General features: G+C 60.5%; 14 protein-coding genes. All 14 read left to right on the forward strand.

What is annotated here, in order from left to right; genetic code table 11:
- The first annotated feature begins 21 nt into the window (after positions 1 to 21).
- The 14 genes from carB to HMPREF3158_RS10170 all read left to right on the forward strand — a co-directional run bounded on the left by carB (position 22) and on the right by HMPREF3158_RS10170 (position 16130).
- Positions 22 to 3363 (forward strand): carbamoyl-phosphate synthase large subunit, encoded by a 3342-nt coding sequence (carB, locus tag HMPREF3158_RS10105; RefSeq protein ID WP_070498412.1) that lies wholly within the window; start codon positions 22 to 24, stop codon positions 3361 to 3363.
- Positions 3347 to 4198 carry an orotidine-5'-phosphate decarboxylase gene (pyrF, locus tag HMPREF3158_RS10110; protein ID WP_070498414.1) on the forward strand — a complete coding sequence of 284 codons (852 nt, stop codon included), beginning with the start codon at positions 3347 to 3349 and terminating at the stop codon, positions 4196 to 4198. Before carB ends, pyrF begins: the two co-directional genes overlap by 17 nt.
- 279 nt (positions 4199 to 4477) lie before the next feature.
- Positions 4478 to 4798 carry an integration host factor, actinobacterial type gene (gene mihF / locus HMPREF3158_RS10115; protein ID WP_005531652.1) on the forward strand — a complete coding sequence of 107 codons (321 nt, stop codon included), beginning with the start codon at positions 4478 to 4480 and terminating at the stop codon, positions 4796 to 4798.
- Positions 4799 to 4806: 8 nt separating this feature from the next.
- On the forward strand, positions 4807 to 5376 hold the full coding sequence (gene gmk, locus HMPREF3158_RS10120; protein ID WP_061922273.1) for a guanylate kinase: 570 nt from the start codon (positions 4807 to 4809) through the stop codon (positions 5374 to 5376).
- Positions 5377 to 5416: 40 nt separating this feature from the next.
- Entirely contained in the window at positions 5417 to 5719 is a 303-nt protein-coding gene (gene rpoZ / locus HMPREF3158_RS10125; protein WP_061922276.1) for a DNA-directed RNA polymerase subunit omega, read from the forward strand.
- A 199-nt stretch (positions 5720 to 5918) separates the two neighbouring features.
- Positions 5919 to 7136 carry a bifunctional phosphopantothenoylcysteine decarboxylase/phosphopantothenate--cysteine ligase CoaBC gene (gene coaBC, locus HMPREF3158_RS10130; protein WP_070498492.1) on the forward strand — a complete coding sequence of 406 codons (1218 nt, stop codon included), beginning with the start codon at positions 5919 to 5921 and terminating at the stop codon, positions 7134 to 7136.
- A gap of 134 nt (positions 7137 to 7270) precedes the next feature.
- Positions 7271 to 8503 carry a methionine adenosyltransferase gene (metK, locus tag HMPREF3158_RS10135; RefSeq protein WP_061922279.1) on the forward strand — a complete coding sequence of 411 codons (1233 nt, stop codon included), beginning with the start codon at positions 7271 to 7273 and terminating at the stop codon, positions 8501 to 8503.
- A gap of 11 nt (positions 8504 to 8514) precedes the next feature.
- Positions 8515 to 10551, forward strand: a complete 2037-nt coding sequence (locus HMPREF3158_RS10140) for a primosomal protein N' (protein ID WP_070498416.1) — start codon at positions 8515 to 8517, stop codon at positions 10549 to 10551.
- Positions 10552 to 10657: 106 nt separating this feature from the next.
- Positions 10658 to 11167, forward strand: coding sequence for a peptide deformylase (gene def / locus HMPREF3158_RS10145; RefSeq protein ID WP_061922284.1), 510 nt, complete (start codon positions 10658 to 10660; stop codon positions 11165 to 11167).
- Between the two features lie 50 nt (positions 11168 to 11217).
- Positions 11218 to 12180 carry a methionyl-tRNA formyltransferase gene (gene fmt / locus HMPREF3158_RS10150; protein ID WP_061922287.1) on the forward strand — a complete coding sequence of 321 codons (963 nt, stop codon included), beginning with the start codon at positions 11218 to 11220 and terminating at the stop codon, positions 12178 to 12180.
- Complete coding sequence (locus tag HMPREF3158_RS10155; protein WP_070498418.1) at positions 12177 to 13676, forward strand: RsmB/NOP family class I SAM-dependent RNA methyltransferase; 1500 nt, start codon at positions 12177 to 12179, stop codon at positions 13674 to 13676. Before fmt ends, HMPREF3158_RS10155 begins: the two co-directional genes overlap by 4 nt.
- Positions 13677 to 13730: 54 nt before the next feature.
- Positions 13731 to 14396, forward strand: a complete 666-nt coding sequence (rpe, locus tag HMPREF3158_RS10160) for a ribulose-phosphate 3-epimerase (RefSeq protein ID WP_061922292.1) — start codon at positions 13731 to 13733, stop codon at positions 14394 to 14396.
- Between the two features lie 54 nt (positions 14397 to 14450).
- Positions 14451 to 15476 (forward strand): bifunctional diaminohydroxyphosphoribosylaminopyrimidine deaminase/5-amino-6-(5-phosphoribosylamino)uracil reductase RibD, encoded by a 1026-nt coding sequence (gene ribD / locus HMPREF3158_RS10165; protein WP_070498420.1) that lies wholly within the window; start codon positions 14451 to 14453, stop codon positions 15474 to 15476.
- A 39-nt stretch (positions 15477 to 15515) separates the two neighbouring features.
- The gene (locus tag HMPREF3158_RS10170) at positions 15516 to 16130 is read left to right on the forward strand and encodes a riboflavin synthase (RefSeq protein WP_070498422.1); all 615 of its coding nucleotides are present in this window, start codon (positions 15516 to 15518) and stop codon (positions 16128 to 16130) included.

The following is a 16130-nucleotide window of genomic DNA, read 5'->3' on the forward strand; positions in this document are numbered from 1 at the left end:
CAGGAAGAGGATTAGAAACTTATGCCAAAGCGTAACGATGTAAACCACGTCCTGGTTATCGGTTCTGGCCCAATTGTTATCGGCCAGGCCTGCGAGTTCGACTACTCCGGCACCCAGGCTTGCCGCGTGCTGAAGGAAGAAGGCCTGCGTGTCACGCTGGTCAACTCCAACCCGGCAACCATCATGACGGACCCAGAATTCGCAGACCACACCTACGTGGAGCCGATTGACCCTGAGTTCATCGAAAAGATCATTGTTAAGGAACAGCAAGAAGGCCACAAGATTGATGCGGTGCTTGCAACCCTGGGCGGACAAACCGCACTGAATGCTGCGGTGCAGTTGGACCGCGCAGGCATCTTGGACAAGTACGGCATCGAGCTCATCGGCGCCGACATTGAGGCGATTGAGCGTGGTGAGGACCGCCAGAAGTTCAAGGACATCGTCGAGTCCATTGGCGGCGAGTCCGCGCGTTCCCGCGTGTGTCACAACATGGACGAGGTGCACGCGACCGTCGCCGAGCTCGGCCTGCCGGTAGTCGTGCGTCCGTCCTTCACCATGGGCGGCTTGGGCTCTGGTCTGGCTTATAACCAGGAAGATCTCGACCGCATCGCAGGCGGCGGCTTGGCTGCTTCGCCCGAGGCCAACGTGCTCATCGAGGAATCCATCCTCGGCTGGAAGGAATTCGAGTTGGAGCTCATGCGCGACGGCGACGATAACGTTGTGGTCATCGCCTCCATCGAAAACGTCGATGCCCTGGGTGTGCACACCGGTGATTCCGTCACCGTTGCTCCTGCTCTGACCTTGACCGACCGCGAGTACCAGAAGATGCGTGACCTCGGCATTGCGATTATTCGCGAGGTCGGCGTTGACACCGGCGGCTGCAACATCCAGTTCGCCGTCAACCCGGTTGATGGCCGCATCATCGTCATTGAGATGAACCCGCGCGTGTCTCGTTCCTCCGCGCTGGCTTCCAAGGCCACTGGCTTCCCAATCGCGAAGTTGGCCGCCAAGTTGGCAATCGGCTACACCCTTGACGAGGTACAAAACGACATCACCGGCGTTACCCCTGCGGCATTCGAGCCGACTTTGGACTACGTCATCGTCAAGGCACCACGCTTTGCATTTGAGAAGTTCCCGGGCGCTGATGACACCCTGACTACTACGATGAAGTCCGTTGGCGAGGCCATGGGCATCGGCCGCAACTACATCGCAGGTCTCAACAAGGTCATGCGTTCCTTGGAGTCCAAGCAGCATGGTTTCTGGACCCGCCCGGATGAGTACTTCGCCGGCGAGCGGGCGACGGACCTGGATGCAGTGCTCAAGGACCTAGAGCGTCCGACCGAGGGCCGCATGTACGACGTAGAACTGGCTTTCCGCCTTGGCGCTAGCGTCGAGCAGCTCTACGAGCACTCCCAGATCGACCCATGGTTCCTTGCTGAGCTCAAGGCCTTGGTTGACTTCCGCGAGGAGCTACTGAATGCGCCGGTTCTGGACGAGCAGCTGTTGCGTGAGGCGAAGTTCTATGGGCTTTCCGACGCCCAGATTGCCGCCCTGCGTACCGAGTTCGCTGGCGAAGATGGCGTGCGTTCCCTGCGCTGGTCGCTGGGTATTCGCCCGGTCTACAAGACGGTCGATACTTGCGCTGGCGAGTTCGAGGCGCAGACCCCGTACCATTACAGCTCCTACGAGCTGGACCCAGACGCAGAGTCCGAGGTCAAGCCGATGCCTGCCGATAAGTTGGGCAAGGTCATCATTTTGGGCTCTGGCCCGAACCGCATTGGCCAGGGCATTGAGTTCGACTACTCCTGCGTCCACGCAGCGTTGGAGCTGTCCGAGCGCGGCTACGAGACCGTCATGGTCAACTGCAACCCAGAGACGGTCTCTACTGACTACGACACCGCTGACCGCCTGTACTTCGAGCCGTTGACCTTCGAGGACGTTATGGAGGTCTACCACGCTGAGGCCCAGTCCGGCCCAGTTGCCGGCGTCATCGTTCAGCTCGGCGGCCAGACTCCGCTGGGTCTAGCAGAGCGCCTGACCGAGGCTGGTGTTCCAGTCGTCGGTACCTCCGCTGCGGCAATCGACTTGGCTGAGGACCGCGGCGAGTTCGGCAAGGTACTGGCAGAAGCAAAGCTTCCAGCGCCAGATTTCGGCACCGCAACCTCCTTCGAGGAGGCACGTTCTGTAGCCCGCGACATCGGCTACCCGGTCCTGGTTCGTCCTTCCTACGTGCTCGGCGGCCGTGGCATGGAGATTGTCTACGATGAGGCCTCCCTGCGTGACTACATCGACCGCGCAACGGAAATCACCTCCGACCACCCGGTATTGGTGGACCGCTTCCTCGACAACGCAATCGAGATTGACGTGGATGCTCTCTGCGATGGCGAAGAGGTCTACTTGGCTGGCGTCATGGAGCATATCGAGGAGGCCGGCATTCACTCCGGTGACTCTTCCTGCGCGCTGCCACCGATGACCTTGGGACCTGAGGACATCGACAATGTTCGCCGCTCCACCCGCGCGCTAGCTAAGGGCATCGGTGTACAGGGCCTGATGAACGTGCAGTACGCGCTGAAGGATGACACGCTGTATGTCATCGAGGCGAACCCGCGCGCATCGCGCACCGTGCCGTTTGTCTCCAAGGCCACCGGCGTGCCGCTGGCTAAGGCCGCAGCTCGCGTCATGATGGGCGAGTCCATCGCTAATCTGCGTGCAGAAGGCATGCTGCCTACCGAGGCCGATGGTGGTTCCTTGCCGCTGGAGCACCCGATTGCGGTCAAGGAAGCTGTGCTGCCTTTCAACCGCTTCCGCCGCCCAGATGGTACGTTGCTTGATACTTTGCTCTCCCCAGAGATGAAGTCCACGGGCGAGGTCATGGGCCTAGCAAGTAACTTCGGCGCGGCTTTTGCCAAGGGCGAAATCGCTGCCTTCGGCCACTTGCCGACTGAGGGCACGGTCTTCGTCTCCGTGGCTAACCGCGACAAGCGCACCCTCATCTTCCCAATCCAGCGTCTGGCCTACATGGGCTACAACATCGTGGCTACCGCAGGCACCGCGCAGATGCTGCGCCGCAACGGCGTGGAGTGCGAGGTAGCGGTCAAGGTTTCCGAGGCGCAGGACGGCCAGGAATCCATCGTTGACCAAATTCTTGCCGGCAAGGTCGACCTCATCCTCAATACCCCGGCTGGTTCAGACAACGCACGCCACGACGGCTACGACATCCGCGCGGCGGCTGTTTCCGTGGGCGTTCCGCTTGTTACCACCGTCCAGGGCGTTACCGCTGCGGTCCAGGGTATCGAGGCGCTGCGCATCGGTAACCTTGAGGTACGTGCATTGCAGGAGCTTGAGCATGACGCAAAGCACTAGCACCTTCGGTGAGCGGCTCGTCGCTGCCGGTGCCGAGCGCGGCAGGCTGTGCGTGGGCATCGACCCGCATGCGCATCTGCTGCGTGCTTGGGGCTTGAATGACGACGTCGATGGGCTGCGGAGATTCGCGCATACCTGCGTGGAGGCATTCGCCGAGACCGTCGCAGTCGTTAAGCCGCAGGTGGCCTTCTTCGAACGCTTTGGGTCTGCGGGCTTTGCGGTGCTGGAAGAGACCTTGCGGGATTTGCGTGAAGCAGGTTGCTTGACGCTTGCCGACGCCAAGCGCGGCGACATCGGCTCCACGATGGCCGGCTATGCCGCTGCATGGCTTAGCGATGATTCGCCGTTGTCCGCGGATGCAGTGACCGTCTCTCCATATCTAGGAGTCGGTTCGCTCCAGCCGGTGTTTGACCTAGCGGAAGAAAAGGGCAGGGGAGTCTTCGTTCTGGCTGCAACTTCCAACCCGGAGGCCGTGGCGTTCCAGTCCATCACGGACGAAGAAGGCGTGACGCTGGCGCAGGGCGTGGTCAACCAGTGCGCCGCGCTCAATGCCGCGTACAAGGCCGCAGGACGTCCGGGCAACGTCGGCGTCGTAGTGGGTGCCACGCTTGCGCAGCCGCCTGTCCTAGACGAGCTGAACGGCCCGGTTTTGCTGCCGGGCGTCGGCGCTCAAGGAGCTACTGCGCAGGACGTGAAAGTAATCACTGCGGCGGCCCCGCAGTTGGGTTTCGCCAACGTTTCCCGTTCGGTTCTTTCCGCAGGCCCGCAGGTTGTTGACCTGCGTGAAGCAGTGAAATCTGCCCTGGCAGAGGCTACCGAAGAGACCGCTTTTTAAGGTTATGGCGCGGCCGATTATAAGGCCCGCCATTTACCTGGTATTTTGAGAAACGCACCGCGATGACGTGCAGGAATTCCGCACAATACGGACCCAAATAATGTCATCGCGTAATCACCAGTGCTAGGATTGCCTGAAGTCGGTTCGCGCCGAGCCTGTGACTAGTGATTTTAGTCGTTTTGCTCGGCACTGCGGGATTTTGATTCCCGTTATCGCGACCGGATTCTGGTAAGACTTACTGGACGGAAATTATCAATCTAATGAAATCGGAGGAAACCCGTGGCCCTTCCAAAGTTGACTGATGAGCAGCGCAAGGAAGCTCTCGCAAAGGCCGCTGAGGCCCGCAAGGCTCGCGCCGAGCTCAAGGCTGCGCTGAAGCGCGGCGAAACCAACCTGAAGGACGTTCTGGACAAGGCTGAGACTGACGAGATCATCGGTAAGACCAAGGTCTCCGCTCTCCTCGAGGCTCTGCCGAAGGTTGGCAAGGTCAAGGCTAAGGAAATCATGGAAGATCTCGAGATTGCTCAGACCCGTCGTCTGCGCGGCCTCGGCGATCGTCAGCGCCGTGCCCTGCTCGAGCGCTTCGGCTACGGCGAATAAGATTCGCGATGTCTGACGCAACTGCACGCGGTAACCTGGTCGTTCTGGCTGGGCCTTCCGCTGTGGGTAAGTCCACTGTGGTTTCGCGTCTGCGCGATGACGTCGATCAGCTGTACTTCAGCGTCTCAATGACGACGCGTCAACCCCGACCTGGTGAGCAGGACGGGGTTGACTATTTCTTCGTTACTCCTGAAGCTTTCCAGCAGCGCATTGACGCCGGTGAAATGCTCGAATGGGCAGATATTCACGGCGGGCTCCAGCGCTCCGGCACTCCTGCACAGCCCGTAAAGGAAGCAATGGAGGCAGGCCGCCCCGTCCTCGTAGAGGTGGACCTGGAAGGCGCTCGCAACGTCAAGGCCGCCCTGCCGGAAGCTAAAACCGTGTTCTTGGCACCGCCGTCATGGGAGGTGCTCGTTGAGCGCCTGACCGGCCGTGGCACCGAGCCGCAGGACGTCATCGACCGTAGGCTTAAGACCGCACACGCTGAACTTGCCGCACAAGACGAGTTCGAGCACGTCGTTGTCAATGAGAATCTTGATGACGCCGTGGCAGCTATTAGTGCTATCCTGCAGGGATAGAACTAGATTTTGACCATTTCCAAGTGAAGTAAAGGTGCATGTGACTAACGTGACCACCCCTGCTAATGCTGAGGCCCCGAAGCCAGAGCCAGTGTTCGATCCGCCAGTGGGCATTACTGCTCCGCCGATCGACGAGCTCCTCGATAAGGTCTCGTCCAAGTACGCTCTGGTGATCTTCGCCGCTAAGCGCGCGCGTCAGATCAACAGCTACTACCAAGAGCAGGATGAGGGTGTCTTCGAGTTTGTCGGTCCTCTGGTAACCCCTGAGGCGGGCGAGAAGCCGCTTTCCATCGCTCTGCGTGAGATTGAAGCTGGTCTCCTCGATCACGAGGAAGGAAAGTAAAAGCTTTCAAATAAGCTTTGTCGGGCCCAGGTGTCCTGCCGCCATCTTGGCGGGGGGAGCCTGGGCCTTTTGGCGTCTTGCGGCCGAAAAGTTTCCGGGCTGTAGAATTGGCCGGGTGAATCAAGCGAACCTTCATTCTTCTGCATCTTCTTCCGCGCCTTCTACTGCATCAGAAACATCCGCTCGGCCGCGCAATATCGTGGTGGGTGTAGCCGGTGGTATCGCCGCATACAAGGCTTGCCATTTAGTCCGCGACTTCAAAGAGCACGGAGATAGCGTCCGCGTTGTGCCAACTCAAGCGGCACTGCAGTTCGTGGGCGCGGCTACCTTTGAGGCGCTTTCAGGCAACCCCGTGAGCACCACGGTTTTCGATGATGTGGATTCAGTCCAGCACGTCAATATTGGTCAGCACGCAGATGCCGTTGTTGTAGCTCCCGCCACGGCCGATGTCATCGCCCGCATCGCCGCTGGCCGTGCCGATGACTTGCTGACGGCCACGGTGCTGGTGGCGACCTGCCCTGTCATCGTTGTCCCTGCAATGCACACCGAGATGTGGCAGAACCCGGCCACGGTGGATAACGTTGCCACCTTGCGGCGCCGAGGAATCACCGTGATGGAGCCAGCACATGGCCGCCTCACCGGCCGCGATTCGGGCCCGGGGCGTTTGCCCGAACCAGAGCAGATTGCCGAGCTCGTGCGCACCGAGTTGGCAGGCTACCGCATGGGCCAGGGGCTTGCAGGCAAAAAGATCGTCATTTCTGCAGGCGGTACGCAGGAGAACCTTGACCCGGTGCGTTACTTGGGTAACCGTTCCTCCGGCCGGCAAGGCTTCGCACTTGCCGAGATTGCCGCACAACGCGGCGCGAACGTCACCCTCGTCGCCGGTAACACGGAGAAGCTGCCTGTTCCGTCTGGGGCAAAGGTTCGCAACGTTGTTTCGACGGCGGAGCTACAGGCGGCGATGGAGGAGGAAGCGCGCGATGCGGACGTGGTCATCATGGCCGCTGCCGTGGCCGATTACCGCCCGGCACACATTGCAGAGTCAAAGATGAAGAAAGGCCAGGCAGATGCCGAGCTTTCTAGCATTCAGCTAGTGGAGAACCCTGATGTGCTCAAAGGGATCGTCGCCAAGCGTGATGCAGGCGAGCTTAACCCCAATGCCGTCGTCGTGGGCTTTGCCGCGGAGACCGGCGATGCCACCCATTCCGCGCTCGATTTTGCCAAGGAAAAGTTTTTAAAGAAGGGCTGTGACCTCTTGATGGCCAACGAGGTTGGCGAGGGTAAGGTTTTTGGGCAGTCCGATAGCGAGGGCTGGATTTTAAGCCGCGATGCGGCGCCACAAGTGGTTGCTCACGGCTCAAAGCATGTGGTCGCGTCCCAAATCCTCGACGCAGTACAAGAGATAATGAGCAACTAGGCCAAGGCCTAATTGATTTAATAGACCGCTTGGTCTATGCTGGCTAGTTGTTAAAGCTTGGGGCCAGAACCATGCATCGAACGCTAAAAGAGCTTTCGCTAGTTAAGCTTTTCTGTCTGCACTAAGGAATATCTGTGACTTTAAACCCTGCACCGGCTACCCGTTTGTTCACCAGCGAATCCGTGACTGAGGGCCACCCGGACAAGATCTGCGACGCTATCTCCGACACCATTTTGGATGCGCTGTTGGAAAAGGATCCGAAGGCGCGCGTGGCAGTGGAAACCCTCGTGACCACCGGCCAGGTTCACGTTGTCGGTGAGGTTCGCACCACCGGCTACGTAGAAATCCCGCAGTTGGTCCGCAAGACCTTGACGGACATCGGTTTTACTTCCTCCGACGTCGGATTCGACGGCCACACCTGCGGCGTTAACGTCGCCATCGGCGAGCAGTCCCAGGAAATTGGCGCTGGCGTCGATACCTCTACGGAGGCCCGCGATCGTTCCGATGACTACGACGAGGAAAACGATACCGCCGGTGCCGGTGACCAAGGCCTGATGTTCGGCTACGCCACCAACGAGACCGATGAGTTCATGCCGCTGCCTATCGCACTGGCACATCGCCTTTCGCGCCGCTTGACCGAGGTGCGCAAGCAGGGCATCGTCGATCACCTGCGCCCAGACGGCAAGACCCAGGTGACCTTCGCCTACACCGACGATAACCAACCTTCCCACCTGGACACCGTGGTTATCTCCACCCAGCACGATCCCGAGGTTTCCCAGGAGTGGCTCATGGAGCAACTGCGCGAGCACGTCGTGGAATGGGTTATCAAGGACGCCAAGCTCGAGCACTTCTACGGCGAGGACACCACGCTGCTGGTCAACCCTTCCGGCTCCTTCATCTTGGGTGGCCCGATGGGCGATGCTGGCCTTACCGGCCGCAAGATCATCGTCGATACCTACGGCGGCATGGCTCGCCACGGCGGTGGCGCGTTCTCCGGCAAGGACCCGAGCAAGGTGGACCGCTCTGCGGCCTACGCCATGCGCTGGGTAGCTAAGAACATTGTCGCTGCGGATTTGGCTGACAAGGCTGAGGTCCAGGTCGCCTACGCCATCGGCCGTGCGAAGCCGGTGGGCCTGTACGTCGAGACCTTTGGCACTGCGAAACACGGGCTTGACGACGCCACGATTCAGGCCGCCGTCAACAAGGTCTTCGATTTGCGCCCGGCCGCTATCATCCGCGATCTCGACTTGCTGCGTCCCATCTACCGCCAGACCGCAGCCTACGGCCACTTCGGCCGCACCGACATTGAGCTGCCATGGGAGTCCACCGACCGTGCCGTCGCACTGCGTGAGGCTGCCGGCCTGTAGTATCAGAGCCTATGCCAGCTAGAACACCCGCCGCCCATAAACCGGTCGCGCGGGTGTTGCCTTTATTGGGCGTCGCCCACCTAGACCGCGGCTTCGATTATCGCGTCGACGAATCGCAGTCGGCTGCTGCTAAGCCCGGCGTGCGCGTGCGCATCCGCTTCAATGGGCGGCTGACAGACGCCATCGTTTTGGAGCGCCGCAATGACAGCGAGTTCGACGGCCAGCTGCGCTATCTGGACCGCGTGATTTCGCCTTATGCGGTCTACTCAGCTGAGCTTGCCGAACTCATCGAGTCGCTCGCGGCCCGCTATGGGGCGGTGCGCTCAGACATTATTCGCTCCGCGATTCCGCCGCGGCATGCCAAGGCAGAAGAATCCGATCTCGCCACCCCGTGGGAGGAGATGGGCGAGGCACAAGAACCAGATCTTTCGGGGTGGTCGGCATATCAGCATGGTGAGTCCTTTGTGGACTCGGTATTGGCCGGTGGGCTGGCCCGCGCCGCATGGCAGATTGCGCCGGGCGATGACTGGGCGAGTGCCGTTGCGGCATTGGCCGCAAAAGTGGCACTCGACGGCGGCGGAGTCTTGCTCGTGGTGCCGGACCAACGCGGCGTCGACAAGCTGGAAAAGGCTTTGCGAAAAGTGGTCGCAGCCAAGCAGATCACCGTCTTGGGCAATGCCACGGGTCCGCAGGCACGCTACCGCCGATATCTTTCCGCTTTGGTGGGGCAGGCGCGCATTGTGTTGGGTACCCGCTCGGCGGCCTTTGCGCCGGTACAGAACCTACGCCTGGCGTTCATTTTTGATGACGGCAACGACAACCTCGTAGATAACCTAAAACCCTATGTCCACACCCGCGAGGTGCTGACCACGCGCTCAGCTAAGGAAGGCTACAGTCTGATTCTGGCGGGGCATGCCCGCAGCGCAGAGACACAGCTGCTGGTCGAATCTGGGTGGGCGCATGACCTGCTCGCTAGTGAATCCACGTTGGAAACACGGCGTCCTGCAATGACTGCGGTAGGGGCGTTTGGCCTGCAGGTTGCGCGTGATCTGCAGGGCGGAACCACCTCGGTTACAGGGCCTGCCTTCCAAGCTGCGAAGCGTGCGCTGGACCGTGCGCAGCCGGTGCTCGTGCAGGTCCCGCGGAAGGGCTACGCACCAATTCTGGCTTGCGGCAATTGCCGAGCCCCCGCGCGCTGCCGCCACTGTAACGGCCCCTTGGGCCTTGCCGCCGATAGACGCGGGGGAGATACGCACCATGCCTCCTTGCCCACGTGTCGGTGGTGTGGCCGCATCGAGTCGAAATTCCGCTGTGTCGAATGCGGCTCGCCGCGGCTGCGGGCTATCGTACTGGGCTCTGAGCGCACGGCGGAAGAGTTGGGACGGGCGTTTCCGAGTACCCGCATCGTTGTCTCGGGCGGCAACAAGGTCGTAGACGAGGTCGCAGATGAGGCGGCACTGGTCATCGCAACGCCGGGCGCAGAACCGGCCGTCGCCCACGGCGGGCACTACGGCGCAGCTTTGCTGTTGGATGCAGGCACGCTGCTCAACCGCCAGGATCTGCGCGCCACGGAGGAAGCTCTCTCTAAGTGGGCGTCTGCAGCTACCTTGGTCTGTTCGCACAACAAGGGCGGTGAAGTGGTCATCGCCGCTGACGGTGAACTGCCGGTCATTCAGTCCTTGCTGAATTGGGACATGGTTGGTGCCGCACGCCGTGAGCTGGCGGGGCGTCGGGAAGTGCGTTTCCCGCCAGCAGTGCACATGGCTGCGGTCGATGGTGCCGATGCCAGCCTGGATCACTTCATGTCTATTGCGGAGCTACCGGAAAACGTGGAGGTTTTGGGACCCGTACCGTTGCCACCGGGGCTGAGCCTGCCCGGCGAATATGACGAGCAGCGATTTGGGCCGCCGCAACGCGTACTGATTAGGACCCCGTTGGGCCCGCGTGCCCAATTGGGCAACGCCTTGCGTAAGGCCAATGCCGCCCGCAGCGCGCGCAAGGACGAGCTTCCTTTGCGCATCCAAGTCGATCCCATCCACATCGGCTAGTCCTTCCATACCCCGTTAGGCGGTGCCGGGGGATTGTTCCACTATTGTCGAGGGCAGCAAATAAAAGAAGAATCAACGTGGATGAGGCGAGGAAGGCTCCTATTAAATGGCACTAAGAGCAATCCGCATGTACGGCGACCCAGTTCTCACCTCCCGTGCGGTGGAGATTGAGAAATTCGATGCTTCACTTGCAGCGCTAGCGGCTGACATGCTGGAGACTATGGACGAGGCAGGCGGAGTAGGACTTGCGGCGAATCAGATTGGCTTGACCAAGCGCATCTTTGTCTACGATTGCTCGCACGTGCAAACGGGTTTGCGTGGCGCAATCATCAATCCCGTGTGGGAGCCCATCGGACAGGCGAAGCAGGATGGCCCTGAGGGCTGTCTTTCCATCCCTGGGATTTCTGAAAATACGGAGCGTTACGAAACCGTGGTTTTAAGCGGCCGCGATATCCGTGGTAACGCCATTTCTATGGTCGCCTCCGGGCTCATGGCGCGCTGTATCCAACACGAGACCGATCATCTCGATGGCGTGTTGTTCCTGGACCGGTTGACTAAGGAAAAGCGCAAGCAGGCCATGCAGGTAATCCGCAATTCTGACTGGTTTAATTCTTAAAAAACTACCTAGTATTTTTCAAAGCATACTTATAAAGGAGACGCCACAGCATGAGAATCATCTTCGCTGGAACGCCGGAACCCGCGGTCGTGGCACTGGAAAAGCTGATTGCCTCTGAACACGAAGTCGTCGCCGTACTTACCCGGCCGGATGCTCGCAAGGGGCGTGGGCGCAGTCTGCATCCGAGCCCGGTGAAAGAGCTGGCGCAAAAGCACGGCATAGAGGTGTTAACTCCTACCTCGCTGAAGCCGGATACCGAGGATGGAAAGGCGCTGCGTGAGCGCCTGCATGAGCTCGAACCGGCTGCGATTCCGGTGGTGGCGTATGGCAATCTGATTACACCGGACCTGCTGGATGTACCCGAGCACGGTTGGGTAAACCTGCACTTTTCTTTGCTCCCGGCATGGCGAGGGGCGGCGCCGGTCCAGGCAGCGATTGCGGCAGGCGATGAGCGCACGGGCGCTACCACCTTCCGCATCGATGAAGGCCTCGATACCGGTGAGATTCTCGGAGTCGTGGAGTCAGATATCTCGGAGACCGACACTGCCGATGACTTGCTGACCCGCCTGGCTTTTAAGGGGGCAGATCTGCTGGTTGAGACAATGGACGGTTTGGCAGCCGGCAGCATCACACCGCGCCCGCAGGAGGGCGAGGCCACGTACGCCTCCAAGATTGCGGTGGAGGACGCGCAAGTGGACTGGACGGCACCGGCTACCGTGGTGGATCGCCACATCCGCGCGCATACTCCGGGGCCAGGCGCTTGGACGCTGCTGGATTCTCAGCGCGTGAAGCTTTCTCCGCTAAGCCTTGTCGAGGAAGCTGAGTCTGGCGCGGCGCTTGCCGACGTCGCGCTCGAACCAGGTCAGGCGCACATCACGAAGAAGGCCGTATACGTTGGAACGGGCGAGGGGATTGTCAAGCTTGATCGCCTGCAACCCCCAGGAAAGAAGATGATGAACGCTGCAGACTGGGCACGCGGTCTTGGCGGCGCTAAAGAAGTGAGGTTTTCATGAGCGGCGGATTCCGTTCTCGTTCCAAGTCTGGAGACAAGCCTAGGGAAACGTCCCAGAATAAGGGGCGCGGTCAGTCTGGCAAACCTAATAAAGGTAATAGGCGGCCGGTGCGCAACAATGCGCGCGGCAGGAAGGAGAACCCTTCCTTCGTGAAAGCAGCGCGCCGCGCGGGCATCGATGTCCCGCGCGCGGTTGCCTACGAGGTACTGCGCCGCGTGCACAGTGATGATGCTTTTGCGAATCTCACCCTGCCGAAGGCGCTGCGCGTACACAAGTTGGAGGCCCGGGACGCAGCTTTCTGCACCGAGCTGACCTACGGGGCGTTACGCAGTGAGGGCGTGCTCGATGCCGTCATCGAAAAGTGCTCTTCCCGTGGGCTCGATGCCATCGCACCAGAGGTGCTCGACGCATTGCGTCTGGGTACCTATCAGGTGCTTTTCACCCGCGTTGAGGCTCACGCTGCGGTTGATACCACCGTGCGCTTGGTGGAGGCCGCCGGCTTCGAGAAGGCGAAGGGCTTTGCCAATGGCATTATGCGTACGGTAACGCGCACGCCTTCCGAGAAGTGGCTGGACAAGCTCGCGCCGAGTGGTGAGGTAGCAGCGCTTGCCTTCAAGCATGCGCACCCGACCTGGATTGCGGAATCCTTCGCCCGCGTCGTCGGCTTGGGCGAGCTGGAGGCCGCCTTGGAGGGGGATTCGCAGCGCCCGATCGTGCACTTGGTGGCACGTCCTGGTGAGATCAGTGCGGAGGAGCTGGCCCTTATGACCGGCAACGAGGAGGGCAAGTACTCGCCTTATGCGGTGTACATGTCTGCCGGTGATCCAGGCGATCTGGAGCCGGTCAAGCAAGGACTTGCCGCAGTGCAGGACGAGGGTTCGCAGCTTATCGCCCGCGCCGTTGCGGAGGCGCCGCTGGAAGGGGAGGATTCCGGACGCTGGCTGGATCTGTGCGCCGGCCCTGGCGGTAAGGCGGCGCTGATGGGTGCGCTGGCGCGTATTGAGCAGGCCACCGTTGATGCAGTCGAGGTCTCACCGCACCGTGCGGAGCTCATCAAAAAGACCGTGGCGGATCTCCCGGTGCGCGTGCACGTGGGGGATGGCCGCGAACCTGGCCTGGAGCCGGGCTTCGATCGCGTGCTGGTCGACGCCCCGTGCTCCGGCCTGGGTGCTTTGCGCCGCCGTCCGGAGGCTCGTTGGCGGAAGGCTGAAAGCGACATTGCTGACCTCAATGAGCTGCAATTTGAGCTGCTCGAATCCGCGCTGCGGCTCGTCCGTCCTGGCGGCGTGGTGGTTTATTCCACCTGTTCGCCAGACCTTAGGGAAACGCGCGATATTGTGGACCGCGCCGTCGCCAAGCTGGGCGTAGAGGAACTCGACGCGCATACGCTAATTCCAGACATGGGGGATGTGGGCCGCCACAAGTCGGTCCAGATGTGGCCGCACCGTCATGGCACGGATGCGATGTTCTTCGCAGCTTTGCGGCGCACGAACTAGGCGCCGAGCCGGTTTCGCGGCGAGGCGTCGCAGGTTAGGTCTAGACTATGGGGCATGTCCGCTCCGATTATTTCCCCATCCATCCTCGCCGCTGACTTCTCCTGCTTGGGCGAAGAAGTGCGCGCCGTATCCAACGCTGATTGGATCCACGTCGACATCATGGATGGACACTTCGTCCCCAACCTTTCCTTTGGCCCAGACATCACAAAGACCGTTGACGCAGTCACGGACCAGGTGCTTGATGTGCATCTGATGATTGAGGAGCCAGAAAAATGGGTGGAGACCTATGCTGCAGCCGGCGCCGATTGCATCATTTTCCACGCGGAAGCTGTTGCGGATGTGGCGGCCAGCCTCGCCTTGGCGGAAAAGATTCGGGGGCTGGGCGTGCGCGCAGGTATCTCGGTCAAGCCGGATACCGCAATCGAGCCGTGGTTGGACAAGCTCGCTAGCTTTGATTTGGTGCTCGTGATGTCCGTGGAGCCGGGCTTTGGCGGCCAGAAGTTTATGCCGGAGATGCTGGATAAGGTGCGTGCTTTGCGTGCAGTTATTGATGATGAAGGGCTTGCAACTCTCATCGAGATCGACGGTGGCATTTCGGCGGAGACCATCCGTGAATCAGCAATGGCTGGCTGCCATGCTTTCGTTGCCGGCTCTGCAATTTATAAGCAGGAGGATAAAGCTGGCGCAGTCGCGGAATTGCGCGAGCTGGCCACCCTGTAGAAGACCGTGAATAGAGCTTTGAATCGAAGCTCGCAAAAGCCTGAAAGAATTTTCATGAAGCTTGATTTAGAAGCGGCCCTGCTGCGTGCAATGGAGGCTGGCCAGTCTGTCCGCGGTACCACTAGCCCCAATCCGCCTGTGGGTGCCGTCATTTTAGATGCTCAGGGCGAATTGGTTGGTACTGGTGCCACCCAGCCGGCAGGAGGTGCGCACGCGGAAGTAATGGCTCTCAACGAAGCTGGGGAGGCTGCGCGCAATGGCACTGCGGTGGTCACCCTTGAACCGTGTAACCACACCGGGCGCACCGGTCCGTGCGCGCAGGCGCTTATTGATGCTGGGGTTTCGCGGGTCTTTTTCCTGCATGGCGATCCAAACCAGGAAGCAGCCGGGGGAGCGAGCACCCTGCAAGCAGCTGGGATTGAAGTTGCACAGGTTGCGGCACCCGTTGACAAGGATGTTCCCGACGCGCTCTTGCCGTGGTTGCGTGCCATCGAAATGGGCAGGCCACACGTCACCCTCAAATTTGCGCAGACCCTCGACGGGTTCACCGCCGCAGTAGACGGCACCAGCCAGTGGATTACTGGCGAGCATGCCCGCGCCTGGGTGCACGTTGACCGCTCACAACGCGACGCTATCTTGATCGGCACGGGCACGGCTTTGGCCGATAACCCGTCGCTTACCGCCCGCCGCCCAGACGGCAGCCTTTTTGAGCAGCAGCCGCGCCGCGTGGTGATTGGCCGCCGCAACTTGGAGGACGCGGGCGCGGCGGCCAGCAACTTGCGCGAGCTCGGCTACCTGCAGTTTGAGGACATCGACCAAGCCTTGTGCGAGCTCTATGCGGATGGCGCACGCGATATTTTGGTGGAAGGCGGGGCAGGTCTTGCTAGCTCTTTTCTCAACGCAGGCTACGTCGATGCAGTGCAGGCTTATATTGCCCCGGTTCTTTTGGGCGAAGGCCGTGGCGTATTGGCGCATCCGGTGGCCCAGACCTTGAGCGACGCTAAGCTTTTCCGCCGCAGTGCCACCAAGGTCTTGGGCGATGACGTCTTAATTGAGTACGTGCTCAATTCGCCGAGTTAGACACACAGAGTCAACAAATCATAAATAGAAGGAATTTGCTTGTTTACAGGACTCGTAGAGGAACTAGCCACCGTCTGCTCCATTGAGGAGCAGGGCGATGCGATTCGGCTGGGGATAAGGGCGCCTCACGTGCTTAGCGACGCCGCGCTCGGTGACTCGATTGCGGTCAACGGAGTCTGTCTTACGGTGGCAGCGCTGGATGGCGATGCTTTCGTCGCTGACGTCATGGCCGAGTCGTTGCGACGCTCGGCGCTGGGGCAGTTGCGCGAGGGCTCCGTCGTCAACGTGGAGCGGGCGCTTTTGCCCACCACGCGTTTGGGCGGACACATCATGCAAGGCCACGTGGACGGCACCGCAGAACTTTTATCGCGTACCCCTTCGCAGAATTGGGAAGTGTTGCGCTTTAGCCTTCCCCACGACCTTGCACGATACGTCGTCGAGAAGGGCTCAATCGCAGTTAGCGGCACCTCGTTGACCGTAAGCGCGATCGGAGCGGACTGGTTTGAGGTGTCGCTGATTCCAACCACCCTGCGCGACACAATCTTCGGCACGATGGGGGTCGGCGCTGCCGTAAACCTAGAAGTAGATGTGTTGGCCAAGTACGTTGAGAAGATGTACGGGCCTAACGCGCAGGACGCAAACCACAGGGGCTAA

The organism is Corynebacterium sp. HMSC06G04, from assembly GCF_001807365.1.
GTDB classification, from domain to species: domain Bacteria; phylum Actinomycetota; class Actinomycetes; order Mycobacteriales; family Mycobacteriaceae; genus Corynebacterium; species Corynebacterium simulans.